Here is a 24,261-nt window from a genome sequence, read left to right on the forward strand (position 1 = left end):
ATCTCTTCTGACGGAACGTCAGTCGGGTGGCGATGGCGGCCGGGCGCTGCTGGCGGCACAGCAGCCAACAGCGCCGGGCGCGGCCGCCTCACGCCAGCGCCCGCCCGCGCAGCAGCAGGAGTGCCACGGCGATCGCCGCCATCGCGAGGGTGGCCAGGAACGGCCGGCGGCTGCCCACGTCGCCCGCACCACCGCCCGGCCTGACGACCGCCACGCAGAGACCGCCGGTGAGGGCGAGCGCCGCCCAGCCCGCTGGTCCCACCGGCCCCGGCGGGCCGAACACCAGGACCGCGCAGGCGCCGAGCAGCGGCACCGGCGCCACCGCCCGGGCCCGGCGCCGGCCCAGCCGCTGCGGCAGCCCGCGCACCCCCGCCCGCAGATCGTCCTCGATGTCCGGCAGCACGTTGGTGACGTGCGCGCCCACCCCCAGCAGCGCCCCGGCGGCCACCGCCCAGGCGGGCGGCCACGGGTGGCCCGGCAACCCGAGGGTGACGAAGGCGGGCAGCAGGCCGAAGCCCAGCGCGTAGGGCAGCCAGGACGCGGCGGTGCGCTTGACCCCGAGGTTGTAGCCCCAGGCGGCCGCGACCCCGGCGAGGTGGGCGGCGCCCGCCGACCAGCCGCTCGCCAGCGAGAGCGGGACGCACAGGGCCAGCGCGGTGGCGGCCGCGAGCGACACCGTCCGCCCGTCCAGGTCCCCGATCGCCAGCGGCTTGTCACGACGCCCGGCCGCGCGGTCCCGCTCGCGATCGAGCCGGTCGTTGCACCAGCCGACCGACAACTGCCCGGTCAACACGGCGCACCCGACCAGCAGCGTGCCGATCGCCCCCCGCCCTGCGGTGGCCGCGAGCGCGGTGGTCAGCCCGGTCACGGTCAGCGCGGGCTCGAGGTGGCCAGCCCGCAGCAGTGCGAGCGCCACTGCGCCGGGCTGACGCGAGGTCACCAGCGCAAGCTGGTCGGGGTCGTGAGCAACAGCGCTGCGCACTCCGGGGCTCGGCACCTGATGATGGTAAGCCCGTTTCACACCTTTCCTCCCTATGCTGTGCCAATGACGCGAATCGCCGCTGTCCACGGAGTCCTGCCGGCCCACGAGTACCAGCAGCACGAGATCACCGACGCGCTCGCCACCATGGGCCTGGCGCCGCAGGGCAACCGCGCGGTACTCGACCGGCTGCACGCCACCTCCACCGTGCGCACCCGGCGACTCGCGCTGCCGCTGGAGCGGTACGCCACGCTGAGCGGCTTCGGCCAGGCCAACGACCTCTTCATCGAACTGGCCGTGGAGTTGGGCGAGCGAGCGCTGAAGGCGGCACTGGAGGAGGCCGGGGTACGGCCGGGCGAGGTCGACCTGGTGATCTTCACCTCCGTGACGGGGATCGCCGCCCCGTCGATCGAGGCCCGGCTGGTCGAGCGGGTCGGGCTGCGTCCCGATGTGAAGCGAGTGCCGATCTTCGGACTCGGCTGCGTGGCGGGCGCCGCCGGGCTCGCCCGGTTGCACGACTTCCTGCTGGGACAGCCGCGCGGCGTGGCGGTGCTGCTCTCGGTCGAGCTCTGCTCGCTGACCCTGCAGCGCGCCGACGCCTCGACGGCGAACCTGGTGGCCGGCGCGCTCTTCGGGGACGGCGCGGCGGCCGTGGTCGCGCTCGGCCGCGAGCACCCGAGCCGACGGCCCGACGACGGGCCGGTGGTGGAGGCGACCCGCAGCCGTCTCTATCCGGGCACCGGACGCCTGCTCGGCTGGGACATCGGCGACACCGGCTTCCAGATCCTGCTCGGCAGCGACCTGCCCGACCTGGTGCGTCGCCAACTGGGCGACGAAGTCCGCGCGTTCCTGACCGACCACGACCTGAAGCCGCAGGACGTGACCGCCTGGGTCTGCCATCCGGGCGGCCCGAAGGTGCTGGAGGCTGTCCGCGATACGCTCGATCTCCCGGCCCGGGCACTGGAGTTGACCTGGCGCTCGCTCGCCGAGGTGGGCAACCTCTCATCTGCCTCGGTGCTGCACGTCCTGCGCGACACGCTGACCCTGCGACCGCCGCTGGCCGGGACGCCCGGGGTCGTGCTCGCGCTGGGCCCGGGCTTCTGCTCCGAAGCCGTCCTGCTCCGCTGGTAGGCACGCGATGACTCCGTTCCTTGGTAGACCACAATGACGCTGCTCCTGGTAGGCCGCCGATGACTCCCTTCGCCGCACTCGTCCTGCTCGTCGCCGCCGAACGGCTGGCCGAACTCGCCGTCGCCCGCCGCAACACCGCCTGGAGCCGGCGGCACGGCGGGATCGAATACGGTCGCGGGCACTACCCCGTGATGGTCCTGCTGCACACCGGCCTGCTGGTCGGCTGCCTGGCCGAACCCGCCTGGGCCGACCGGCCGTTCCTGCCCGCCCTCGGCTGGCCGACGCTGGTCCTGGCGGTGGCTGCGCAGGGCCTGCGCTGGTGGTGCATCAGCACGCTGGGGCCGCGCTGGAACACCCGGGTCATCGTGGTGCCCGGGCTGCCGCTGGTGACCGGTGGGCCGTACCGGCTGCTGAGCCATCCCAACTACCTCGCGGTGGTGGTCGAGGGCGCCGCGCTGCCGCTGGTGCACAGCGCCTGGCTCACCGCGACCGGGTTCACCCTGCTCAACCTGCCGCTGCTGGCGGTGCGGCTGCGCTGCGAGAACGCGGCGCTGGGCACGGCCGTGAGCCCCCTTCCCGCCACCGCCGGCGTGACGCCGTGATCGACCTGCTGGTGGCCGGCGGTGGCCCGGCCGGTCTGGCCACCGCCATCAACGCCGCCCGGGCCGGGCTGCGCGTGGTGGTCGCCGAACCACGCGGCACGCCGGTGGACAAGGCCTGCGGCGAGGGGCTGATGCCCGGGGCCGTCCGGGCACTGGCCGATCTCGGCGTGCCGGTGGCCGGGCATCCGTTCCACGGCATCCGCTACCTGGACGGCCGGCAGCAGGCCGTGGCGTACTTCCGCGAGCGGCCCGGCCAGGGCGTGCGGCGCACCGAACTGCACGCCGCGCTCGCCCGGCGGGTCGCCGAACTCGGCATCCCCGTCCTCCCGTTGCGGGTCGGCGCGGTCCGGCAGGGCCCCGACAGCGTGACCGCGGCCGGGATCACCGCCCGCTACCTCGCCGCCGCCGACGGCCTGCACTCGCCGATCCGCCGCAACCTGGGTCTGGGCCTGGACCTGAGCGCCGGTGCTGGTGGCGGTGGCAGAGCCGCTGCCGGTGGCGGCACGGGCCCAGCGGCCAGGTACGGGCTGCGCCGGCACTTCGCCCTGCCACCCTGGACGGACTGCGTCGAGGTGCACTGGTCCGCGCACTCCGAGGCCTACGTCACCCCGGTCGGCCCCGGCCTGGTCGGCGTCGCGCTGCTGAGCTGCGAACGCGGGCCCTTCGAGGAGCAGTTGGCCCGCTTCCCGTGGCTGGCCGAGCGCCTGCCCACGCCGGCGACGGCCACCCGGGGCGCCGGACCGCTGCGCCAACGGGTGCGCGGCCGGGTGGCCGGACGGGTGCTGCTGGTCGGCGACGCGGCGGGCTACGTCGACGCGTTGACCGGTGAGGGGGTCGCGATGGCGCTGCGGGCGGCCGAGCAACTGGTGCGCTGTGTGGTGGCCGACCGGCCGCAGGAGTACGACCGGGCCTGGCGCCGCGTCTCCGCGCGGTACCGTCTGCTGACGGGTGTCCTGCTCCGGCTGCGCGAACACCCCGCGCTGGCACACCGGATCGTCCCCACCGCCGCCCGCTTCCCCGCCCTCTTCGCGGCGGCCGTCAACCAGCTCGCCTGAGCGCCCGCCTGCGGCGCCTGATCCGATACACCGTCAGAAAGCCGGCCAGGGCGGACGCGGTGGCCACACCCTCGGCGATGGCGGAGGCGGCCTTCTCGGTGAACCAGATCGGTTCGTACATGTTCGGCAGCGGACCCAGGGTGCCCACGTCGACGTACCGGTACAGCAGGACGGCGCCCACCCCGGCGGCGGCGACCACGAACGCGAACGCCCAGACCACCAGCCGCCGCCCGGCCACCAGCACGAGCAGCGCGGCGAGCGAGGCGGCGGCGGCCTCGGCCCGGAACAGGGTGCCCTGGCTGACCTGCTTGCTGACGGAGTCGTACTGGGAGGCCAGGTCGGCGTGCACGTAGGCGTCCACGGCGAGTGCCGCCGCCGTCAGCACCTGCAGCGTCCACAGCACCGACTCCTCCACCGGGCGCCGATCCATCGGCCCACCTCCTCATCCTCTCCGGCAGCCTGACGCACGCTCACTCCCCCGGCGGGCGCCGCCGGGCTGTGCCGACCGGCGTTCCACCCGTTCGGACGGCGGCTCCAGGAAGTTACTTATGAGTACACATTTTTCTTTGCACAGAACCCTGTGCAAAGAACCTTGTGATGTCATACGGTCATCGCATGGACGAGGAAGACCCCACCGGACAGCCCGTACCGCCCGCACGGCCCGCACGGCCCGCACAGGTCGAACCGGCCGAAGAGCTCGCGCAAGTCGCCCTGGACGCACGGAACCTGCGCGGGATCGCGCACCCGCTCCGGGTGCGGATCCTGGGCATCCTGCGGACCGACGGACCGGCCACGGCCTCCACCCTGGCCCGCCGACTGGACGTCAACACCGGCGCGACCAGCTACCACCTGCGGCAGTTGGCCGAGCACGGCTTCATCGCCGAGGTGCCGGCCCGCGGGGTGCGTCGCGAGCGCTGGTGGCAGGCCGCGCACGCCAACACGGTGGTGCCGGACAGCGAGCTGCTGGCGGATCGTCAGAGCCTCGGGCCGGTCTTCCTGGAGTCCCTCTCGCGGGTCTGGGCCGACAACCTGGTGCGGGCGGTCGAGGCGACCCCGACGCTGACACCGGCCTGGCGCGACGCCCAGGACTTCGGCGACTACATGTTCAACCTCACGCCCGACGAGGCGAAGCACCTGATGGCCGAGCTGCACGAGGTACTGAAGCGCCGTCACCGCACCGACGCCAAGGACGAACCCACCGAGGGCGCGGCCCGGATGACCTTCCAGTTCCAGTTCTTCCCCAATCCCGAGGACCAGCGCACCAACGCCCGCACCAGCCCCCGCACCAGCCCCGGCACCACCCCCCGCACTGCCCCCGAAACGGAGTGAGACGATGACCACCGCCAGCAGGGCCACCACGGACCTCCCGAACCGCCGCTTACTGCGCGGGCTGATCGGCATCCTCTCGGCCAGCGCCGCCTCCCTCTCCGCCAACCGGGTGCTCTCGATCGCGCTGCCCTGGTTCGTGCTCACCACCACCGGCAGCATCGCCAAGACCGGCCTGGTCGCCTTCTGCCAGGTACTCCCCTACGTCATCTGCCAGGCCCTCTCCGGCCCGATCATCGACCGGATCGGCCCCAAGCGGATCAGCGTCCTGGGCGACCTCATCTCGATGACGGCGATGGCCATCGCGCCCGTGCTCTACCTCAGCGGCGCGCTCTCCTTCCCGGTCCTGCTGGCGCTGATGGCCGTGATCGGCATCGCGGACGGCCCGGCCAACGGCGCCAAGGGCCTCTTCCTGCCGGGTGCCACCCGCGCGGCCAGGGTCTCGATCGAACGCGGCACCGGCCTGTGCGCCGTGGTCGAGCGCACCGCCACCACCGTCGGCCCCGCGCTCGCCGGCGTGGTGGTCGCCTCCTTCGGCAGCATCTTCGCGCTCTGGATCACCGCCTCGCTCTTCGCCCTCTCCGCCCTGATCGTCTCCACCACCCTGAGCAACCCCGTCCCTGACCCCCACGAGCAGCGGACCGCCCAGGACGCCGGCTACTTCACCCGCCTCCGCGAGGGCGCCGACTTCCTGCGCAGCGCAGGTCTGCTGCGCTCGATCATCCTGATGCTCGCCGCGACCAACCTGCTGGACCAGACCTTCATGTCGGTCCTGCTGCCCGTCTGGGCCAAGCACTCCGGCAACGGCGCCGCCGCGATCGGCCTGGTGGTCAGCGTCTTCGCCGCGACCTCGATCATCGCCGCCCTGGTCGCCGCCGGCGTCGCCGAGCGCCTGCCGCGCCGCACCGTCTACCTGGTCGGCTTCGTCATCGGCGGCATCCCGCGCTTCGTCGCGATGGCCGCCGGCGTCCCGCTCTGGGGAGTCCTGGCCGTCCTGGCCGCCGGCGGCCTCGGCTCCGGCTTCGTCAACCCCATCCTCGGCGCGGTGACCTACGAACTGATCCCCACCGCCCTGCTCGGCCGGGTCAAGACCCTGGCCCAGGCCGTCACTTGGGCCGGCATCCCGTTCGGCGGCCTGGTCGGCGCCGGCCTGGTCACCGCCGCCGGCGTGAGCGGCGCCCTGTGGATCACCGGCGGCCTCTACCTGGCCGCGATCGTCCTGCCGGGCCTGAGCGGCGACTGGTCGGGGATGCGCAAGCAGCAGCCGGCGCAGGCGGAACAGACCGAGCAGGCGGCGCAGACCATGCAGACCGCCGAGGACGGCGCCGCAGCCACCGTCCCGGAGCTCGCCACCAGCTGAGCGCCGCGGCTGGGCCTCATCGAGCAGCCTCCCTCCCCGTGGTCCCGGATTCTCGATCGAATCCGGGACCACGGGGAGAAGGGCATTTCCGCGCCGCCAGGACGCCGACGCCACCTCCGAGGCCGAACCCGAGGGCTCAGGGCCGCTGGAAGGTCACCTCCGGATTCGCCGGTGACGGTCCGTCGAGCAGCGGCTGCGGGATGCCCTTCAACTGGAGGTCGAAGAAGGCCCCGAGGTACTCGCGAGTGAGCTCCAGACCACGCGACGGCGAGAGCGGCTCGGGCGGCTCGGGTATCCCTGCCTGCGAAGCGAGCAACGGCACGTCCGTGGCGCTGCTGTGGTTGGCACCGGCGATGGTCAGCCAGCGCTTCCAACCGTCCAGCCGGGTCCAGCCCTGACTCCAACTGGGGTCCTGGCCCGGGCTCTCGTCGGCCTGGGCGCCGAGCAGCAGGAAGGGGCGGCCGTCCAGCCCGGTGGCCGGGATCGGTGCGAAGAGGGTGCCGTCCAGGTCGACGCCGGCCCGCACCCGCTGGTCGGCGGCCATGGTCGCGGCGGCGGCATCGCCCCCGATGGAGTGGCCGGCCAGGCCGATCCGCTGCGGGTCGATCAGGCGGGCGTACCGCCAGGCCGGATGGCGGTCGGTCAACTGGTCGATGACGAACGAGAGATCCTTCGCGCGACTGCTGGCCACGGCCGCGGGGCCGCCTGCCGGGGGCCGGTCGCAGATGACGCAGCCGAGCGTCCGGCCGTCGGGAAAGGTGATCCCTGGTGCCTCGTAGGTGTGGTCGACCAGCACGACGACGTACCCGCGGCTGGCCAGATCGACAGCGACGCTGGTCAAGGTGGCACGCGGCATGGTGAGACCGGGCGAGAGCAGCACCAGCGGGAACCGCCCGGGCGCTGGGCGCGCGTCGGCGCGTGCCCAGCTCCGGGTGACGCTGACCGCTTGGGCGAGACCGGTGGCGTTCGGAATGTTGTCCTGCTGCAGCCAGGCCAGCGCCTCCGCGGTGGTCATGTAGGCGGCAGGCCCGCCGCTCCCGGGACGGGCCGGGTAGACCATGGACACCATCAGCTGCCGGGGCCCCGCAGCGGGCACCCAGGGGTCTGGCCGATCCGCGTCGACCAGGTGCAGCGTGTCGAGACCGACCGCGAACGGGCCGGTCGGACGCGGCAGTTCCGCCGAGACGGGAGCCGGAGACGAGGCGGCCGCGATGGCGGTGGCCGGGCCGGTGACTGCGCTGGCCGCGGTGGCCGCCCCGGCGATCGGCAGCGGAAGGACAAGCGCGAGCACGGCAGCCACGGCCGTACGACGAAGTGTGGTCATACCCAGGAATCTAGGCCGCCCACCCAGCTCCTGACGTCCCCTCAGGGGCGGATCACCACGTCCCCTCCCGGGCGGACGAGCACGTCCGCCCAGAGGCGGACGGACATCCACCTGGCGGCGGACGACGGCCACCGCGGCCGACGCCGAGCCGGGTCGGGGCCGGCACCTTCGCGTCGCCGCCCACCTTCCGGTCCGCCCGGTGCGACAGCGCCCACGACTGCGGCGACCCGGACGAGTACGTGCCCCTCCTCGTACAGCTTCACGGCCAGCTCGCGGTCCACCCCGACCCTCCCGCTCCGGCTGTTCCACGTGTCCGTTGCCCGGGCCTTGCTCTTCCCCCGCTGCTTGGGGATTCCCCACCGGTCGAACCACATGCTCATGGTCGACGCGCCCACATTCGCGCGTCTCGCCAAGTCTGCGATGGTCTCGCGGCTGCGGCAGGAGTTTGGAGCCCCACCCGTGCGCCGGGAGACGACTCACGGACTGGGTGGTTCAACGGGCCGGACGGTCCAACGCCAGGGCGTACACGCCTTCGCCGATCGGGCGGAACCCGTGGCGTTCCCACGCCTTCCGGAGTCGACCCACAGCCTCTTCGTCCGGCCGCCGGACTTCCGGGTCGTCGGACACGTAGGAGCACGGTTCGTCCGGCCCGTGGTCGTGAAGCGGTGCCGGGTAGCAGACGGCCACTGTCCCGGGGACGGCCAGCCGACGGAGCGCGGTGACAGCCAGGCGCATCCCGACTCCCTTGCCACGCCACTCGTCCGTGACGTGGACCGACTCCAGCAAGAGCAGAAGCGTGGGGTTCAGGTGGGCCACGGCGGGGGCCAGGCTGCCATCTTTGGTGAAGACCACGCGGGGGATGCGTTCGAGATACCCGGGGTCCACCTCCAAGGCCAGGCGGGGGTTCGGGGTCACGCCGGGAATCACGCGGGTGATCTCGGCGCTGCCGATCTTCAGGTCGGGGACGTAGAACTTCGCCGTCCAGCGCTCCGCACGCTCCTTCCACGTCTCGTCAGCGAACTGCCGCATGGTGTACGAGATGTGGAGCCGGTCAGGGTCCATGGTCTCTCCCTCGGAGGGTGGGCCCCCGCCAGTTGCTCGACAGGAGCCCACAAGTCTGCCAGGCGGTTACTTCGGGTCGGGGGCGGGCTGCTCCGGGGCGGGGTTGCCCTGGTGCTTCGGCGGGGGCTTCTCGGCTCCCTTGTGCTTGGACACGATGATCTCGATACGCATGGGGTGGTCCTCCTACTCGAAGTCGGTGGTGGCGGTGAAGGTGATGTCCTCCGGCGGCATGGGGCCGGGCGGGCGCTCGGTCGGGACGGTCATACTGATGACTCCTCACACTGTGGCGAGCCGACCACCTGTTGGTGGTTGGGCCGTTCGGTGTTGCGGGCCCGCTCCGGTCGGTCGTGCTGTCGAAGGGGCGCCGATCGGGGCGGGAGCTTCAGGACCGTGTCAGGCCGGACAACGCAATCCCGTCAGCAGGAAGGTAGGGACTGGGCAGACCAACCCGCGAGCAAGTTGCACGACCTTGCACGGATTCACCCGAGGGCGGCTATTGCCGACGTGATGAGCGCACGTGCCTGGGCACCGTAGACCGCGAGGCGCTGCAACTCGCCGAACGCCCGGATGTAGTCAGCGATCTCGCGGGGTTGGGTGACGTTGACCTCAGCTGTCAGCGTCTCCACGACAGCACGCCGATCGTCGTAAAGGTAGAACGCTTCGAGGGGCCACATGCCGCGCTGTGCCGTGGACGGGATGACCCCCAGCGACAGTGATGCCAGCGGCATCACCGCCAGAAGGTGACCGAGTTGACCGGCCATGGTCTCCGCGTCACCGATCCGGGAGCGGAGCACCCATTCCTCCATCAGCACCGCGAACCTGTGCCTGCCCTCGTGCAGGAGTCGCCCTCTCGCCACCCGCGCGGCAACGGCGTCGGCCACATCATCAGGAGTCCCCTGAAACTCCGTGATGGAGCGCATCAGGGCAGTCGCGTACTCGGGCGTCTGGAGGAAGCCGGGAACGACATTGGAGACATACGTCCGGCACAACTGCGCCCGCTCGTGGAGCGTGTAGAAGTCCTCCTGCACCTGACGCATCCCTGCGCGGTGCACCCGACGCCACTCCATGTACATCGACTCGACCGCTCTCGAAGTGGCGATCAGGTCGTCCGCCTGGTCAGCCGCTGCGCAAGCAGTGCACCACGCCCGAATGTCGGAGTCAGATGGAGGAGTTCGCGCACTCTGGATGCGGGAGACCTTCGACGGGTTCCACCCGCACCGGACTGCTAGCTGTTTACCCGTCAGGCCGGCATCCTTGCGGAGATCGACAAGGCGGTTGGCAAGGGCAAGACGCGCCGCTTGCGCGCTTGATGACGGAGACGTCGGCATAGGTCTGGCGGTCCGGTGCTCGCAGGGTAAGGGCGGGTCAGGCGCTGTACTTGTCGTGCGGGGTGCCACGCTCCCACACGGCCTCGAACGCGGAGGAGACGAGACGAACCGTCGCGGGGTCCTCGGAGAAGGCGAACCCAGGCTCGGCCCAGTCGCCATACCCCGTGAAGAAGTGGAACAGCACCAACTTGTCGTCGATCAGCCAGAAGTCATTCCCCGGCAGCGCGATGTCCGACGCCTGATTCCTCGGCAGCCACCGAACCAGTTCTCCGGCCGCCAGGTTCATCGGGGTAACCGCGTGCTCCCACCGGATGTAGTCGGTCACCGGCTCGGACACGATCCGGGCCCGCCGCATGACCACGCCACGACCGACCGTCTCGCGGACGAGTCCCAGCCACTCGGGCCACCACGACGCTTCCGGGTCCAGCTCGATCTCGCCGGTGCGGGCGAATTGGTCGATCTCCTCGGCCTCGTCGCCCACGGCGTAGGCGTCACGCATCTCCAGATGAACTGCGGTCCTCTGAGCACTCCTCAGCAGCGCGGTGAAGTCGGGCACGTTCGACACGTTCAAGAGCCTCCTTCAGGATCGGCACCATGCGGGCCGGGATACGGATCACGGACTCGTGAGCGGGAATCCCGAGCGCGTGGCCGGGAACCCACTCGGTCCCTGCGATCTTCTCGCAGAGCGCGTCATCGGCCGTCCAGCTCTGCACGATGATCTCCTCCGCCTCGTCCTCGACCCACACGGTAGGCGAGCCTCCGCCGCCCGTGTTGGGGTCGACGCCCACGAAACCCAGTGCCATGACGATCTCCAACGTCTATGGAGTTGCAGGGACGTACACCACCGTCAGCACTACGAGTCAGAAGCACAACCCCGCATGCACGAAATTGCACGAACCCGGCCAGAGCCACACCCCACACCGTGCTTCGTCCGCATCGCCGATCACCAACCGGAGGCAGGCCGCTACCCGGTCGGATAATCCGAGTGCGGACCGGCCATCCCGCGTGATAGTCCTCCCTGTCATGGACGATCTCGTGACAGCGCGCCTCACGCTTCATCCGATGACCGTCATCGAGGCGAAGCGGGTAGTGGCGGGCGAGCCGGACGACGGTGCCCGGTGGGCACCCGGATACCCGTCCGAGGGTGTCGTGACCGGGGCCAGGGGATTCCTCAACACCTGCGCGAACACCGGTGATCCCCAGCCGTTCGGCGCCTACGAGATCCGTCGCCGCGCAGACGGGGAAGCCATCGGCGGGCTGGGCTTCCACGGACCTGCGGACGAGAACGGCAGCGTCAGGATCGGCTACGGTCTGATCCCGTCAGCGCAAGGCCAGGGATACGCCTCCGAGGCTCTCCGTGCACTGCTGGCATTCGCGCGCGGACGCGGCGTCAACTGCGTGGAAGGCGACACGACGCACGACAATGTCGCGTCCCAACAGGTCATGACCGCCGTCGGCATGCGTCTCGTCGCAGCAGACGAACGGCTCAAGCACTACAGGATCGCCTGGACCGATGCGATGGCGGGTGCCGACCCGCGCTCCGAGCCCTCTAGCTGAGGTCCGCGACCGCCGCGCGGAGTTCGTCGAACGCTGCTCCCGTGAGGGCTGCCAGCTCGCCGGGGTCGTCGTCGCGAGCCGGGTCCGCCCACCGTGCGTATCCCAGCCTGAACGCGAGCACGCCCAGTTCGGCGGCCACCTGGGCCGTGGGTTCCGCAACGCCGCGCCGTTTCAGTGCGTCGACCATCGCCGCGGCCATGCCGATGCTCTTCAGCGCCTCGCGACTGCGCAACTCCTCGTTCGCCTCGATCGCCGCGTGCAGCAGCGGACCGAGCGAGCGGTTGAACGCCGTCATCTCCCCCGACGCGCGCTCCAGGCCGGCCGCGACGGCCGTCATCGGCGTCGCCTCGTCGGGAGCGGCGTCGATGCCTTCTGCCAGCAGTCGGCTCAGAGCCTGCTGCCCGGCGGTGAGGATCTCGCGCTTGTCCGCGAAGTGGCGAAAGAACGTGCTGCGCGTCAGTTCGGCGCGCTCGGCGATCTGCGCGACCGTCGTCTCGTCGTAGCCCTGCTCGGCGAACAGCCCGAGCGCCGCCACGACCAGACGCTGACGCGCATCCGGCTTCCATCTAGGCATGTCCCCATCCTAGACGACGGGACACGTGTCGCATCATGCGGTACGGTGATGGGACACCAGTCGCATCACTTCTTGGAGCTCGTCATGCGCGTCTTCATCACCGGCGGCACCGGCCTCATCGGCTCGGCCGTCGTCGCCGAACTGCTCTCCGCGGGACACTCGGTCACCGCCCTCGCCCGCTCCGAGGCCTCCGCGGCGCACGCCAAGGCCACCGGCGCCGAGGTGCTCAGCGGCGCACTCGCCGACCTCGCCGTGCTGCGAGCCGGCGCGGAGCGGGCCGACGGCGTCATCCACCTCGCCTTCAGCAACGACTTCAGCTCGCCCGAGGCCCTGGCCCAGGGCATCGCCGAGGAGGCTGCCGCGCTCGCGACGCTCGGCGACGCCCTCGTCGGCACGGACCGCTCGCTCGTCACCGTGGCCGGCACGCCCTTCCTGCCGGGGCGCACCTCCACCGAGGCTGACGCCTTGCCGACCGAGGGGCCGGTCGCCGGCCGCAGCCGGTCGGTGACCCGCGCGCTCGAACTCGCCTCGCAGGGCGTGCGCAGCTCGGCGGTACGGCTTCCGCGCACGGTCCACAACGAGGGCCGGGGCGGGTTCGCCGGGCTGCTCACCGACATCGCCCGCCGTAGCGGCGTCGCCGGCTACCCCTCGGACGGCGCGCAGCGCTGGCCGGCCGTCCACGCGCGGGACGCCGCCGTGCTGTTCCGGCTCGCCCTGGAGCAGGCGCCCGCCGGAAGCTCCTGGCACGCCGTCGCCGACGAGGGCGACGCGGTCCGCGACATCGCCGCGGTCATCGGCCGACGGCTCGGCCTGCCCGTCGAGTCGGTGCCGCAGGAGAACTTCGGCCCCCTCGGCCCGATCTTCGCGGCTGACCAGCCCGCGTCCAGCGCCCACACCCGCGCCGCCCTCGGCTGGCAGCCGACCCACCCGAGCCTGCTCGCCGACCTGGAGAACATCGAACCCTGAGACGCGCCAGGACGGCCCTGACGAGTACCTCCTGCTCCCCCTGTGAGGAACAAGTTCCCATGACCTACGGACCGCACGACCCAGCGGCGACCTACGTCGCTCACGACTACCCCGAACACGCCTTCGACACCGGGGAGATCAGCCTCAACTACGCCACGACCGGATCGCCCGACAACCCCGCCCTGCTGCTCATCCCCGCACAGGGCGAGTCCTGGTGGGGCTACGAGGCGGCGATGACGCTGCTCGAGGACGACTTCGAGGTCTTCGCCGTCGACCTGCGCGGCCAGGGCCGCTCCAGCCGAACCCCCGGCCGCTACACCCTCGACAACATGGGCAACGACCTGGTCCGCTTCGTCTCCGGACGGATCGGACGCCCGGTCATCGCCTGCGGTCTGTCCTCCGGCGGCGTCATCGCCGCATGGCTCTCCGCCTACGCGTCGCCCGGCATGCTGCGCGGCGCGTACTACGAGGACCCGCCGCTGTTCTCCTCGGAGATCCAGCCCGCCTACGGCCAGGGCATGAACCAGGTCATCGGCCCCTGGTTCGAGCTGATGAACAAGTACCTCGGCGATCAGTGGTCGGTCGGCGACTGGTCAGGCCTGAAACGAGCCATGGCCACCGACCTGCCGCCGGCACTCGCGCGAGGCCTGGCGGCGATGGGCGACTTCCTGGGCGGGGACGAACCACCCCAGACGTTCAAGGAGTACGACCCCGAGTGGGCCCGCGCCTTCGCCAGCGGCTCGGCCAGCGCCTCGGTCGACCACGCCCGGATGCTCGCGGCGGTGAAGGTCCCGGTGCTCTTCACCCACCACTTCCACCACGTCGACGAGGAGTCGGGCCGACTCCAAGGCGCCATCTCGGACTTGCAGGTCCGGCACGTACGCGAGCTGATCACCGGCGCCGGCCAGCGGTTCGACTACAAGACGTTCCCGAAGGCCGGCCACGTCATGCACGGCAGCGATCCACAGCTCTACAGCCGGACCCTGCGCGAGTGGAGCCGCACACTCGACATCTGACGACCCGATCCGCGCCCCAGGGCGCGGATCGAGTTGCGCGCCTTGCTGATCCGGATCAACGACCTCACACCCGGACCGCCCATTGATCAGGGCTCGATCGGCGCCCTAAGGTCAAGCTGAGACATCGTCAGTTCCCGTCCGCAGCGGCCGGGGCGGAGCCGGAGGGGTCGAGTTGGCGGAGATCATGGTCATCGGCGGGGGCATCGCCGGCACCGCGGCGGCGCTGGGGCTGCACAAGGCGGGGTTCGACGTCACCGTCCATGAGGCGCATCCGGACAGTGGTGCGGACGGTGGCGCGTTCCTCAGTCTGGCGAGCAACGGGATGCGGGCGCTCGCCGAGTTGGATGCCGCGGCCGCGGTGGCCGAGCTCGGCTTTCCGCTCGCCACGATGCGCGTCCTGGACGAGGCGGGGGCGCAGCTCGCCGACGTGCCGCTCGGGGAGCACGATCAGGTGCTGACCAGCTACCGCTGTCTGCGCCGGGCCGAGCTCGCCGAGTGCTTGCGGCGGCTGGTCCGTGACCGGGGGATCCCGATCCGGCACGGGGCCCGGCTCGTCGGGCTGACCGAGGGCCCCAGCGGCGCCACCGCGACCTTCGCAGACGGCAGTTCGGCCACTGCGGAGCTGGCGGTGGGGGCCGACGGGCTCAACTCCGCGGTGCGCGGACAGCTCGACCCGGGCGCGCCCCGACCGGAGTACGCGGGCCAGCGCGTCTTCTACGGTTACACCGCCGCCGCGCCGACCCCGTCCGAGGAGTGCGCGGACCGGATCACCATGGTGCGCGGCAGCGGTGCCGCCTTCGGCTACGCCTACTCCCCTGCGGGCGAGGCGTACTGGTTCGCCCGGGTGCCGGGGCCGCCCGCGAGCGCGGCGGAGCTGGCCGGCACGGGGCCGGCGCAGTGGCGCGAGCAGTTGCTGCCGCTGCTACGGCCCGACCGCACGCCGACCGCGGACATCGTCGCCGCCACCACCGACCGGCTCATGGTGACCAACGCCCAGCACCTGCCCGCCGGCGGCAACTGGCGCGGCAAGCGCACGGTGCTGGTCGGCGACGCCGCCCACGCGGCATCACCCGCCACCGGCCAGGGCGCCTCGATGGCGCTCGAGGACGCTGTGGTGCTCGCCAAGGCCCTGCGCGACGCGTTGCCCGACGCCGACGCCAGGCCGGCGGCCCTGGAGCGCTACGAGCGGCTCCGCCGCCCCCGGGCGGAGCAGAACATGGAGACGAGCGCCAAACTCACCGCCAGTCGCACCACCACGACCGCAGCGCCGCGCGACTCCGCCCACCCCGCGCCCCGGGTGGACGACGGCCTGCTGCGCCTGCTCGACTGGCGCACCCCGCTCCCCGAGGACGGCCCCGAGGCCTGAGCGGTCACCCGGCCGCGCACCCCGGCGCCCGCCGTCGGCGCCGCCATCGGGGTACGCCGTCGGGGTGCGCCATCGGGGTGCGCGCCGGTCAGGACCGCGTGAGCCTGACCGAGCCGAGCTCCCGTTGGTCAGAAGTACCCCGCCCACCGCCGGGTGAAAGTGCCCAGTTATCCCGTCAGGCCCCCTCTGCCAGCCTCGATATCGGCCAACGGCTCAACCGGAGCTGGTCGATGACGAGGATCTGGTGGACTCATGACGACGAATCCGACGGCGGAACCGAGGCGCGACGAGCTGTCCCCGGCCCAGCTGCGCATTGCCGGGATCTGGCAGGCACTGCTCGGGGTCGAGGTGACCGACGGCGACCGTGAATTCTTCGAGCTCGGCGGCGACCACGCCGCTGCCGCGGCGATGGCGGAGCGGGTCGCGGGCGAATTCGGCACCGCCTTCCGGGCCGACGCGATCACCGGTCCGCTGACGGTGAGTTCGATCTCCTCCCACCTCGCCGAGCAGGCGATGCTGCAGGCGATGCGGATGTTCGAGGAGGGCACCGAACTCGAACTCGAGGCGAGCGGCCCCGAGGAGCCCGCCATTCCCGCCGCTGTCCGGGACGGTGGCCCGCTGCCGATGAGCTTCGCTCAGCAGCGGCTCTGGTTCCTGGACCAGCTCGAGCCCGGGCGCGCCGAATACCTGATCCCGATCGGGCTGCGGATCACGGGGGTGCTCGACACCGCCGCACTGCAGGCGGCGTTGAGCGGGCTGGTGGCGCGGCACGAGGTGTTGCGCACCCGGTTCGTCGCCGACCAGGACGGGCAGCCCGCGCAACTCATCGACCCGCCAGGCCCGGTGACGATGAGCGTGCACGATCTCCGGCATCTCACGGACCACGGCGCCCGGGAGGAGAGCGCCCGGCGGATCGTGGACGGCGAGGCCTTCCAGCCGGTCGATCTGGCGCGCGGGCCGCTGCTGCGGGCGGTGCTGGTGCGGGTGGCCGACGAGGATCACCTGCTCGCGGTGACGGTGCATCACATCGTCTTCGACGGCTGGAGCACCGGGATCCTCTCGCGCGAGCTCACCGCGCTGTACGCGGCAGCGGCGGCCGGCCGGGACCCGGTCGCCGCGCTGCCCGCGCCGGCTCTGCAGTACGCCGACTTCGCCCTCTGGCAGCGGCGGTGGCTGAGCGGTGACACGCTGGAGCGCCAACTCGGCTACTGGCGCGACCGGCTGGCCGGCATCGAGCCGCTGGAGCTGCCCACCGATCACCGCCGCCCGGCCCGGCGCAGCGGCGACGGCGCCGAGCTCACCTTCACCGTCCCGGCCGAGCTGGTCGAGCAGGCGCGCACACTGGCCGCCGAGACCGGCGCGAGCCTCTTCATGACCTTGCTGGCGGCATTCCAGCTGCTGCTCGCCAAGTACAGCGGCCAGCAGGACATCGCGGTGGGCACCCCGATCGCCGGCCGCAACCGGGCCGAGATCGAGGAGATGATCGGGTTCTTCATCAACACCCTGGTGCTGCGCACCGACCTGTCCGGTGACCCGAGCTTCCGGCAGCTGGTCGAGCGGGTCAAGGAGACCGCGCTCGGTGCCTACGACCACCAGGACCTCCCGTTCGAGCGGATCGTCGAGGAGCTCGCCCCCGAGCGGGACCTGAGCCGCAACCCGCTCTTCCAGACCATGTTCCTGCTGCAGAACGTCCCCGACACGCGCAGCTGGAAGCTGGCCGGGCTGGGCGTCGAGCCGATGGAACTGGAGGCCCAGGACGCTAAGTTCGACTTCAGCTGGTATCTGACCGAGGCGCCCGACGGCAGCCTCGACGGGATGGTCGTCTACACCACGGACCTGTTCGAGGCACCGACCATGCAGCGCATGGTGGGCCACTTCCAGGCCCTGCTGGCAGCCGCCACCGCCGCCCCGGACCGCCGGCTGTCCGAACTGGAGCTGCTCACCGCGGCCGAGCGCCGGCAACTGCTGATCGACTGGAACGGTCCGAAGACCGACGGCCCGGATGACGTGACGATCCATCAGCTCTTCGAGCGACAGGTCGAACTGCGCCCCGATGCCGTCGCGGTCCACACCAGCACGGGAGAGTTGACGTACCGTCAGCTCAATGAGCGGGCCAACCGGCTCGCCCACCACCTGCGCGGCCTGGGCCTGACTCCCGGCTCCCCGGTCGGCGTCTGCCTGGAGCGCGGCCCGGACCTGATCTGCGCGCTGCTCGGCATCCTCAAGGCCGGCGCCGCCTACCTCCCGCTCGACCCCGAGTACCCCGCCGAGCGGCTCGGTCACATGGTCACCGACAGCGGGGCGCCGCTGATCGTCACCGAGCGCGCACACAGCCGCCACTTCCCGTCCTCGGTCCCGCAGTTGCTGATCGACCAGGACTGGCCGACCGGCGACACCGGCAACCCGGAACCGCTGGCCGGCCCGGGCGACCTCGCCTACTTCATCTACACCAGCGGCTCGACCGGCCGGCCCAAGGGCGTGCAGATCGAGCACGGCGCGCTGCGGGCCCGGATGCGCGAGACCGTCCGGCAGCTCGGGCTCACCCCCGACGACCGGGTACTGCAGTTCGCCTCGATCGCCTTCGACTCCTCGGTCGGCCAGCTCTTCGCGCCGCTCAGCTGCGGTGCCTCGGTGGCGCTGCGTGACGCCGAGTGGGACCCGGCCGGGCTGGCGGAGCTGATCCGTGCCGCCGAGGTGACCGTCGCCTGGTTGACCCCGACGGCCTTCGCCGCGCTGACCGCCCAGCTCGACGGACCCCAGTCGCTCTCTCCGGCGCTGCGGCTGGTCCGGCTCGGCGGTGAGGCCCTGCGGCAGGAGCAGGTCCGGCAGTGGTTCGAGCGCTGCGCGGTCCCGCTGGTGAACGGGTACGGCCCCAGCGAGGGAGCACAGGAGGCGGCCACCGCCCTGATCGAGGGACCGGGCCGGTTCGTCCCGGTCGGACGACCGGTGGCGAACACCGAGGTCTTCCTGGTGGACCGGGACGGCCGGCTGGTCCCGGTCGGGGTTCCGGGCGAGATCCTGATCAGCTGCCCGGGCCTGGCCCGCGGCTACCAGAACCACCCGGAGCTGACGGCCGAGAAGTTCGCCGAGTACCGCGTCGACGGCGTCGCCCGCCGGGTCTACCGGACCGGCGACCTGGCGAAGTGGCACCCGGACGGGCAGCTGGAGTTCGTCGGGCGGGCCGACAACCAGGTCAAGCTGCGCGGCTACCGGATCGAGCTCGGCGAGATCGAGGCGGCGCTGGCCGACCACCCGCAGGTGGCGGCGGCCGTCGTCGTGCTGCGCGAGGACACCCCCGGGGAGCGCCGCCTGGTCGCCTACCTGGTCACCCCGGCGGCCACGCCGACCACGCCGACCACGCCGAGCGCGCCGAGCGCGCCGACGACACCGACCACGCCGACCACCGGCGAGCTGCGCGCCCACCTCCAGCAGCGGTTGCCGGACCACATGGTCCCGGCCGCCTTCGTCACCCTCGACCGCTTCCCGCTCAACCCGAACGGCAAGCTCGACCGCCGCGCGCTGCCCGCGCCGGACGGCCACCGGCCCGAGCTGGACGCCGCCTACACGGCCCCGCGCACGCCCGTCGAGCAGGCGGTCGCCGCGAGCTGGTCCGAGGTACTGGGCATCGACACCATCGGCGTCCACGACAACTTCTTCCACCTCGGCGGGCACTCGCTGCTCGCCACCCAGGTCACCAGCCGGCTGCGCAGGACGCTCGGCGTCGAGCTGCCGGTCCGGGCCCTGTTCACCGCGCCGACGTCCGCCCAACTCGCCGCCGTGATCGAGGAGCTGGAGAGCGCCGAGACGAGCCGGATCACCCCCGCCGCGCGCGACCGGGGCCCGCTGCCGCTGAGCTTCGCCCAGCAGCGGCTCTGGTTCCTGGACCAGCTCGACCCCGCGCGGGCCGAGTACCTGATCCCGTTCGCGCTGCGGATCACCGGGCCGCTGGACACCGACGCGCTGCGGGCCGCGCTGCACGGGCTGGTGGCCCGGCACGAGGTGCTCCGCACCCGGTTCACCACCGGCGCCGAGGGACCTGCTCAGCTGATCGACCCGCCGGCCGAACCGCTGCCGGCCGAACCGCTGCTGGCCGAACCGCTGCTGGCCGACCATGACCTGCGGCGGCTGCCCGACGCGGCCGAGCGCGAGGCGGCGGCCAGGCGGTTGGTGGAAGCCGAAGCCTGCCGGCCGATCGAGCTCAGCACCGGTCCGGTGATGCGGACGCTGCTGATCCGGTTGGCCGAGCAGGAGTCGATCCTGGTGGTGACGGTCCATCACATCGCCTTCGACGGCTGGTCGGTGACCGTCCTCTCCCGTGAACTGACCGAGCTGTACGCGGCCGCCCAGCAGCAGCGCGCGGCCGAACTGCCCGCGCTGCCGGTGCAGTACGCGGACTACGCCGTCTGGCAGCGCGAGTGGCTGACCGGCGACACGCTGGAGCGGCAACTGGCCTACTGGCGCGGACGGTTGGCTGACATTGAGCCACTGGAGCTGCCCACCGACCACCGCCGCCCCGCCCAGCGCACCGGCGAGGGCGCCACCATCGCCTTCGCCGTCCCGGCCGAGCTGAGCGAGCGGCTGAGGACCACGGCGGCCGGGCACGGCGCGAGCCTGTTCATGACCCTGCTGGCGGCCTTCCAGCTCCTGCTCGCCAGGTACAGCGGCCAGCAGGACATCACCGTCGGCACCCCGATCGCCGGCCGCAACCGGGCCGAGGTCGAGGAGATGATCGGGTTCTTCGTCAACACCCTGGTCCTGCGCACCGACCTGTCCGGCGACCCGACCTTCGCGGAGTTGCTCGACCGGGTGAAGGAGACGGCGCTCGGCGCCTACGAGCACCAGGACCTGCCCTTCGAACGGCTGGTCGAGGAGCTGGCGCCACAGCGCGACCTGTCGCGCAACCCGCTCTTCCAGACCCTGTTCGTGCTGCAGAACGTCCCCGACTTCGACACCTGGCAGTTGCCCGGGCTGACCGTGGCGCCGATCCCGCTCACCGCGAAGGACGCCAAGTTCGACCTGGCCATGTACCTCAGCGAGACGGCGGACGGCGGCCTGGAGGGTGCGATCGTCTACAGCACGGACCTGTTCGAGGCACCCACCATGCACCGGCTGGCCGAGCACTTCCAGCACCTGCTGACCGCCGCGACCGCCCGGCCGCAGACCAGGCTGTCCGAACTGGAGTTGCTCGGGGCGGCGGAGCGGCGGCGGATCCTGGTCGACTGGAACGACACCGCCACCGCCTACCCCGACACCGCGACCCTCCACTCGCTCTTCGAGGAACGGGTCGCGTGCGACCCGGACGCCACCGCCGTGACCTGCGGCGAGGAGACTCTGACGTACCGTCAGCTCAACGAGCGGGCCAACCGGCTCGCCCACCACCTGCGCGGCCTGGACCTGACCCCCGACACCCCGGTCGGCGTCTGCCTGGAGCGCGGCCCGGACCTGATCTGCGCGCTGCTCGGCATCCTCAAGGCCGGCGCCGCCTACCTCCCGCTCGACCCCGAGCACCCAGCCGAGCGGCTCGCCTACCTGGTCGAGGACACCGCGACACCGCTGGTCATCACCCACACGACGCTCAGCGACCGGCTGCCCCCCACGACCCCGCGCCTGGCCCTGGACGCCGACCGCGCCGCCCTGGCCGGACAGCCGACCGGCAACCCGACGCCGCTGGCCGGCCCCGACGACCTCTGCTACCTGATCTACACCAGCGGCTCCACCGGCCGGCCCAAGGGTGTCCGGATCGAGCACGGCGGGGTGGTCAACTACCTGGCGGGCATGCAGAACGAGTTCCCGATCGCGGCCGGCGAGGGCTTCCTGCAGGCCACACCGCTCTCCTTCGACGTCTCCGCTTACGAGATCTTCTGGCCGCTCTGGCGCGGGGCGAACGTGGTCCTGGTGCCTGGTTCGGATCGGCTCGACATGACCAGGGTGACGCGCCTGATGCGTGATCACCGGATCGTCGGGCTGCACTTCGTGCCCAGCCTGCTCGACCTGTTCGTCACCGAGGCCCGCCCCGATGACTGCACCCACCTGCGGTACGCCTTCGCCAGTGGCGAGCCGCTGCAGCCGGCCCTGGTCAGCCGGTTCCTCGACCGGTTCCCCGGCGACCTGATCAACCTCTACGGCGCCACCGAGGTCTCGGTCGACAGCACCTTCTGGCGGGCCGACCGCTCCGCGCCCGGCGGCCCGGTGCTGGCCGGGCGGCCGATGACCAACCAGACCGTCTACGTGCTGGACCCGGCCCAGCGCCCGGTGCCCTCGGGCGTGCTGGGCGAGGTCTACCTGGGCGGGGCCAGCGTCGGGCGCGGCTACCACAGCCGGCCCGAGCTGACGGCGGAACGCTTCCTGCCGGACCCGTTCGCGGCGGCTGTCGAGGGTGACCGGCCCCCTCGGATGTACCGGACCGGGGACCTGGGACGCTTCACCGCGAGCGGTGAACTCGACCTGCTCGGCCGGGTCGACCGCCAGGTGAAGCTGCGCGGGGTGCGGATCGAACTCGGCGAGATCGAGGCCATGCTGCTCGGGCACGAGCCGGTCGGCAGCTGCGCGGTGATCGTGCGCGAGGACACCCCCGGTCAGAAGCAACTGGTCGCGTACTGCGTCGCGGCGCCCGAGCAGCGGATCGACCTGGCCGGCCTGCGGGCCTGGGCCGGCGAGGTGCTGCCCCGAACGATGGTGCCCAGCGGCTTCGTGGTGCTGGACGAACTGCCGCTCTCCGCCAACGGCAAGGTCGACCACAAGGTGCTGCCCGCGCCCGACGGCGCCTGGACGGACCACGGCACCGACTTCGTGGCCCCGAGCGACGAGATCGAGGTCGCGCTCGCGGAGGTCATGGGCGACGTGCTCAACCTCGACCGGGTCGGCATTCACGACAACTTCTTCGAACTCGGCGGCCACTCGCTGCTCGCCACCCAACTCGTCAACCGGATCGAAGCATTGACCGGTGTCCGTGTGAGCCTGCGGAAGCTCTTCCTGGTGCCCACCGTCGTCGGGATCAAGAGCCAGCTCGTCGAACTGCTCGGAGCACTCGATGAACTCGGTGAAGGCGATGAGATCGGTGAACCCGCCTGACCCGACAGCTGGTTCAGACCGGCTCGGCACGGAAGAACGGCTCTTTCTGGGAAACCGTCCGTCCGCATCACGTGGACAGTGAGGAAACGAACCATCATGAACGAGATTCCCGATCCAAATTCCAGCGTCACGTCCGTCGAGTCCCGCCTGCTCTCCAGGATCCGCCGGCGGGCGACCGCCGACCGCATCGCCCGCCGGGACATCAGCGGCCCGCTGCCACTCTCCTTCGCCCAGCAACGACTCTGGTTCCTCGACCAGTTGGAGCCCGGCGGCGCCGAGTACCTGATGCCGTGCGCGTTGCGGATCACCGGGACGCTCGACCTGGACGCGCTGGAGGCCGCCCTGTCAGGGCTGGTCACGCGGCACGAGGTGCTGCGAACCCGGTTCGTCGCCGACGACACGGGCCAGCCCGCCCAGCTGGTCGAGGCGCCGTGGCCGGTATCCGTGACCGTCCACGACCTGCGGACAGACGGTGAATTGACCGACCGTCAGGCTACGGCGCGGGAGCTGCTGCGCAATGCGGCGAGCCTGCCGTTCGAGCTGACGGCGGGGCGGCCCCTGCGGGCGGACCTGGTGCGGATGACGGAGGACGAGCAGTACCTGCTGCTGACCGTGCACCACATCGCCTCGGACGGCTGGTCACAGGGCATCCTCGCCCGCGAGCTGCGGGCGCTCTACGCGGCAGCGCTGACCGGGCAGGCGGCCGAACTGCCGGAGCCCGCCGTGCAGTACGCCGACTTCGCGCTCTGGCAGCGCCAGCGGCTGACCGGCACCACCCTGGAGCGCCAGCTGGGCTACTGGCGGGAACAGTTGGCCGGAATCGAGCCGCTGGAACTGCCCACCGACCACCGCCGGCCCGCGCGGCACGGCGGCAGCGGGGACTCGGTGCTGTTCAGCGTTCCGGCCGAGGTGACCGAGCGGCTGAAGAGCGCGGCGGCAAGTGAGGGCGCGAGTCTGTTCATGGTCCTGCTGGGGGTGTTCCAGCTGCTGCTGTCCAAGTACAGCGGACAGCAGGACATCGCGGTGGGCACCCCGATCGCCGGCCGCAACCGGGCCGAGATCGAGGACGTGATCGGGTTCTTCGTCAACACGCTGGTGCTGCGCACCGATCTCGCCGGAGACCCGACCTTCGGCGAGCTGCTGGCGCGGGTCAAGGAGGCGGCGCTGGGCGCGTACGACCACCAGGACCTGCCGTTCGAGCGGCTGGTGGAGGAACTGGCGCCCGAGCGCGACCTGTCGCGCAACCCGCTCTTCCAGACGATGCTCGTGCTGCAGGCACCGGAGAGCAGCGGCGAGTCCGGGGACGGGGGTTGGGGGCTCGCCGGCACGCGAGTGGAACCCGTGGAGCTCAAGCGGGGTATCGCGAAGTTCGACCTGACGCTCAACCTGGTGGAGAGCGGCGACGGCCTGCTGGCGGCTCTGGAATACCGGACCGATCTCTTCGAACCAGCCACGATGGAGCGGCTGGTGGGGCACTTCCAGACGCTTCTCGCCGGGGTGGCCGCACGGCCGGAGGCGCGGTTGAGCGAGTTGGAGATGCTGAC

Annotated in this window: 19 protein-coding genes; 11 read left to right on the top strand and 8 right to left on the bottom strand. The window is 71.8% G+C overall.

All coding sequences use genetic code 11. The annotated features are described in order from the left end of the window. Positions 1 to 88: 88 nt before the first annotated feature. Positions 89 to 997 (bottom strand): UbiA family prenyltransferase, encoded by a 909-nt coding sequence (locus tag P3T41_RS23915; protein WP_280692113.1) that lies wholly within the window; start codon positions 995 to 997, stop codon positions 89 to 91. 48 nt (positions 998 to 1,045) lie between these two features. Here P3T41_RS23915 and P3T41_RS23920 point away from each other — a divergent pair, with 48 nt between their 5' ends. The 3 genes from P3T41_RS23920 to P3T41_RS23930 are packed head-to-tail and all read left to right on the top strand — an operon-like array spanning position 1,046 to position 3,767. Beyond that, on the top strand, positions 1,046 to 2,110 hold the full coding sequence (locus P3T41_RS23920) for a 3-oxoacyl-[acyl-carrier-protein] synthase III C-terminal domain-containing protein (RefSeq protein WP_280692115.1): 1,065 nt from the start codon (positions 1,046 to 1,048) through the stop codon (positions 2,108 to 2,110). Positions 2,111 to 2,169: 59 nt separating this feature from the next. Then, positions 2,170 to 2,712, top strand: a complete 543-nt coding sequence (locus P3T41_RS23925; RefSeq protein ID WP_280692117.1) for an isoprenylcysteine carboxyl methyltransferase family protein — start codon at positions 2,170 to 2,172, stop codon at positions 2,710 to 2,712. Further along, complete coding sequence (locus tag P3T41_RS23930) at positions 2,709 to 3,767, top strand: NAD(P)/FAD-dependent oxidoreductase (protein WP_280692119.1); 1,059 nt, start codon at positions 2,709 to 2,711, stop codon at positions 3,765 to 3,767. Before P3T41_RS23925 ends, P3T41_RS23930 begins: the two co-directional genes overlap by 4 nt. Here the strand turns inward: P3T41_RS23930 and P3T41_RS23935 are convergent. Next, positions 3,751 to 4,197, bottom strand: a complete 447-nt coding sequence (locus tag P3T41_RS23935) for a hypothetical protein (protein ID WP_280692121.1) — start codon at positions 4,195 to 4,197, stop codon at positions 3,751 to 3,753. The genes P3T41_RS23930 and P3T41_RS23935 overlap by 17 nt on opposite strands. A gap of 185 nt (positions 4,198 to 4,382) precedes the next feature. Between P3T41_RS23935 and P3T41_RS23940 the strand changes: the two genes are divergently transcribed. Next, a complete protein-coding gene (locus P3T41_RS23940) occupies positions 4,383 to 5,096 on the top strand; it encodes a helix-turn-helix domain-containing protein (protein ID WP_280692122.1) in 714 nt (237 codons plus the stop codon). 4 nt (positions 5,097 to 5,100) lie between these two features. Beyond that, a complete protein-coding gene (locus P3T41_RS23945) occupies positions 5,101 to 6,453 on the top strand; it encodes an MFS transporter (protein ID WP_280692124.1) in 1,353 nt (450 codons plus the stop codon). Positions 6,454 to 6,589: 136 nt separating this feature from the next. Here P3T41_RS23945 and P3T41_RS23950 read toward each other — a convergent pair whose 3' ends face one another. From P3T41_RS23950 to P3T41_RS23970, 5 genes are all read right to left on the bottom strand, one after another. Further along, entirely contained in the window at positions 6,590 to 7,777 is a 1,188-nt protein-coding gene (locus P3T41_RS23950; RefSeq protein ID WP_280692126.1) for an alpha/beta hydrolase, read from the bottom strand. 492 nt (positions 7,778 to 8,269) lie between these two features. Beyond that, entirely contained in the window at positions 8,270 to 8,839 is a 570-nt protein-coding gene (locus P3T41_RS23955; protein WP_280692127.1) for a hypothetical protein, read from the bottom strand. 479 nt (positions 8,840 to 9,318) lie between these two features. Then, a complete protein-coding gene (locus P3T41_RS23960) occupies positions 9,319 to 10,167 on the bottom strand; it encodes a helix-turn-helix transcriptional regulator (RefSeq protein ID WP_280692129.1) in 849 nt (282 codons plus the stop codon). Between the two features lie 37 nt (positions 10,168 to 10,204). Continuing rightward, a complete protein-coding gene (locus P3T41_RS23965) occupies positions 10,205 to 10,738 on the bottom strand; it encodes a DUF6879 family protein (RefSeq protein ID WP_280692130.1) in 534 nt (177 codons plus the stop codon). Then, positions 10,659 to 10,970, bottom strand: coding sequence for a hypothetical protein (locus P3T41_RS23970; RefSeq protein ID WP_280692132.1), 312 nt, complete (start codon positions 10,968 to 10,970; stop codon positions 10,659 to 10,661). The genes P3T41_RS23965 and P3T41_RS23970 overlap by 80 nt, the downstream gene beginning before the upstream one ends. Before the next feature lie 220 nt (positions 10,971 to 11,190). On the opposite strand from P3T41_RS23970, the gene P3T41_RS23975 reads away from it, so the two are divergent. Next, positions 11,191 to 11,724, top strand: coding sequence for a GNAT family N-acetyltransferase (locus P3T41_RS23975; protein ID WP_280692133.1), 534 nt, complete (start codon positions 11,191 to 11,193; stop codon positions 11,722 to 11,724). Here P3T41_RS23975 and P3T41_RS23980 read toward each other — a convergent pair. Beyond that, entirely contained in the window at positions 11,717 to 12,298 is a 582-nt protein-coding gene (locus tag P3T41_RS23980) for a helix-turn-helix domain-containing protein (RefSeq protein WP_280692135.1), read from the bottom strand. The genes P3T41_RS23975 and P3T41_RS23980 overlap by 8 nt on opposite strands. Positions 12,299 to 12,382: 84 nt before the next feature. Here P3T41_RS23980 and P3T41_RS23985 point away from each other — a divergent pair, with 84 nt between their 5' ends. The 5 genes from P3T41_RS23985 to P3T41_RS24005 form a co-directional block, all read left to right on the top strand. Next, entirely contained in the window at positions 12,383 to 13,264 is an 882-nt protein-coding gene (locus P3T41_RS23985) for an SDR family oxidoreductase (RefSeq protein ID WP_280692137.1), read from the top strand. A gap of 59 nt (positions 13,265 to 13,323) precedes the next feature. After that, the gene (locus tag P3T41_RS23990) at positions 13,324 to 14,280 is read left to right on the top strand and encodes an alpha/beta hydrolase (protein WP_280692139.1); all 957 of its coding nucleotides are present in this window, start codon (positions 13,324 to 13,326) and stop codon (positions 14,278 to 14,280) included. Between the two features lie 172 nt (positions 14,281 to 14,452). Continuing rightward, on the top strand, positions 14,453 to 15,646 hold the full coding sequence (locus tag P3T41_RS23995; RefSeq protein ID WP_280692141.1) for an FAD-dependent monooxygenase: 1,194 nt from the start codon (positions 14,453 to 14,455) through the stop codon (positions 15,644 to 15,646). 252 nt (positions 15,647 to 15,898) lie between these two features. Then, positions 15,899 to 22,717, top strand: coding sequence for a non-ribosomal peptide synthetase (locus P3T41_RS24000; protein WP_280692143.1), 6,819 nt, complete (start codon positions 15,899 to 15,901; stop codon positions 22,715 to 22,717). Between the two features lie 96 nt (positions 22,718 to 22,813). Then, positions 22,814 to 24,261 (top strand): condensation domain-containing protein (locus P3T41_RS24005; RefSeq protein WP_280692144.1); only part of this gene is annotated, 1,448 nt, incomplete at its 3' end.

The sequence above is a fragment of the Kitasatospora sp. GAS204B genome, assembly GCF_029892155.1.
Classification (GTDB): Bacteria; Actinomycetota; Actinomycetes; order Streptomycetales; family Streptomycetaceae; genus Kitasatospora.

What these genes read in the sequence shown, in the direction of transcription:
- P3T41_RS23920 (WP_280692115.1), top strand. Translation starts at nt 1,046, where the DNA reads ATGACGCGAATCGCCGCTGTCCACGGAGTCCTGCCGGCCCACGAGTAC.
- P3T41_RS23925 (WP_280692117.1), top strand. Translation starts at nt 2,170, where the DNA reads ATGACTCCCTTCGCCGCACTCGTCCTGCTCGTCGCCGCCGAACGGCTG.
- P3T41_RS23935 (WP_280692121.1), bottom strand. Translation starts at nt 4,197, where the DNA reads ATGGATCGGCGCCCGGTGGAGGAGTCGGTGCTGTGGACGCTGCAGGTG.
- P3T41_RS23940 (WP_280692122.1), top strand. Translation starts at nt 4,383, where the DNA reads ATGGACGAGGAAGACCCCACCGGACAGCCCGTACCGCCCGCACGGCCC.
- P3T41_RS23945 (WP_280692124.1), top strand. Translation starts at nt 5,101, where the DNA reads ATGACCACCGCCAGCAGGGCCACCACGGACCTCCCGAACCGCCGCTTA.
- P3T41_RS23950 (WP_280692126.1), bottom strand. Translation starts at nt 7,777, where the DNA reads ATGACCACACTTCGTCGTACGGCCGTGGCTGCCGTGCTCGCGCTTGTC.
- P3T41_RS23955 (WP_280692127.1), bottom strand. Translation starts at nt 8,839, where the DNA reads ATGGACCCTGACCGGCTCCACATCTCGTACACCATGCGGCAGTTCGCT.
- P3T41_RS23960 (WP_280692129.1), bottom strand. Translation starts at nt 10,167, where the DNA reads ATGCCGACGTCTCCGTCATCAAGCGCGCAAGCGGCGCGTCTTGCCCTT.
- P3T41_RS23970 (WP_280692132.1), bottom strand. Translation starts at nt 10,970, where the DNA reads ATGGCACTGGGTTTCGTGGGCGTCGACCCCAACACGGGCGGCGGAGGC.
- P3T41_RS23975 (WP_280692133.1), top strand. Translation starts at nt 11,191, where the DNA reads ATGGACGATCTCGTGACAGCGCGCCTCACGCTTCATCCGATGACCGTC.
- P3T41_RS23980 (WP_280692135.1), bottom strand. Translation starts at nt 12,298, where the DNA reads ATGCCTAGATGGAAGCCGGATGCGCGTCAGCGTCTGGTCGTGGCGGCG.
- P3T41_RS23985 (WP_280692137.1), top strand. Translation starts at nt 12,383, where the DNA reads ATGCGCGTCTTCATCACCGGCGGCACCGGCCTCATCGGCTCGGCCGTC.
- P3T41_RS23990 (WP_280692139.1), top strand. Translation starts at nt 13,324, where the DNA reads ATGACCTACGGACCGCACGACCCAGCGGCGACCTACGTCGCTCACGAC.
- P3T41_RS24000 (WP_280692143.1), top strand. Translation starts at nt 15,899, where the DNA reads ATGACGACGAATCCGACGGCGGAACCGAGGCGCGACGAGCTGTCCCCG.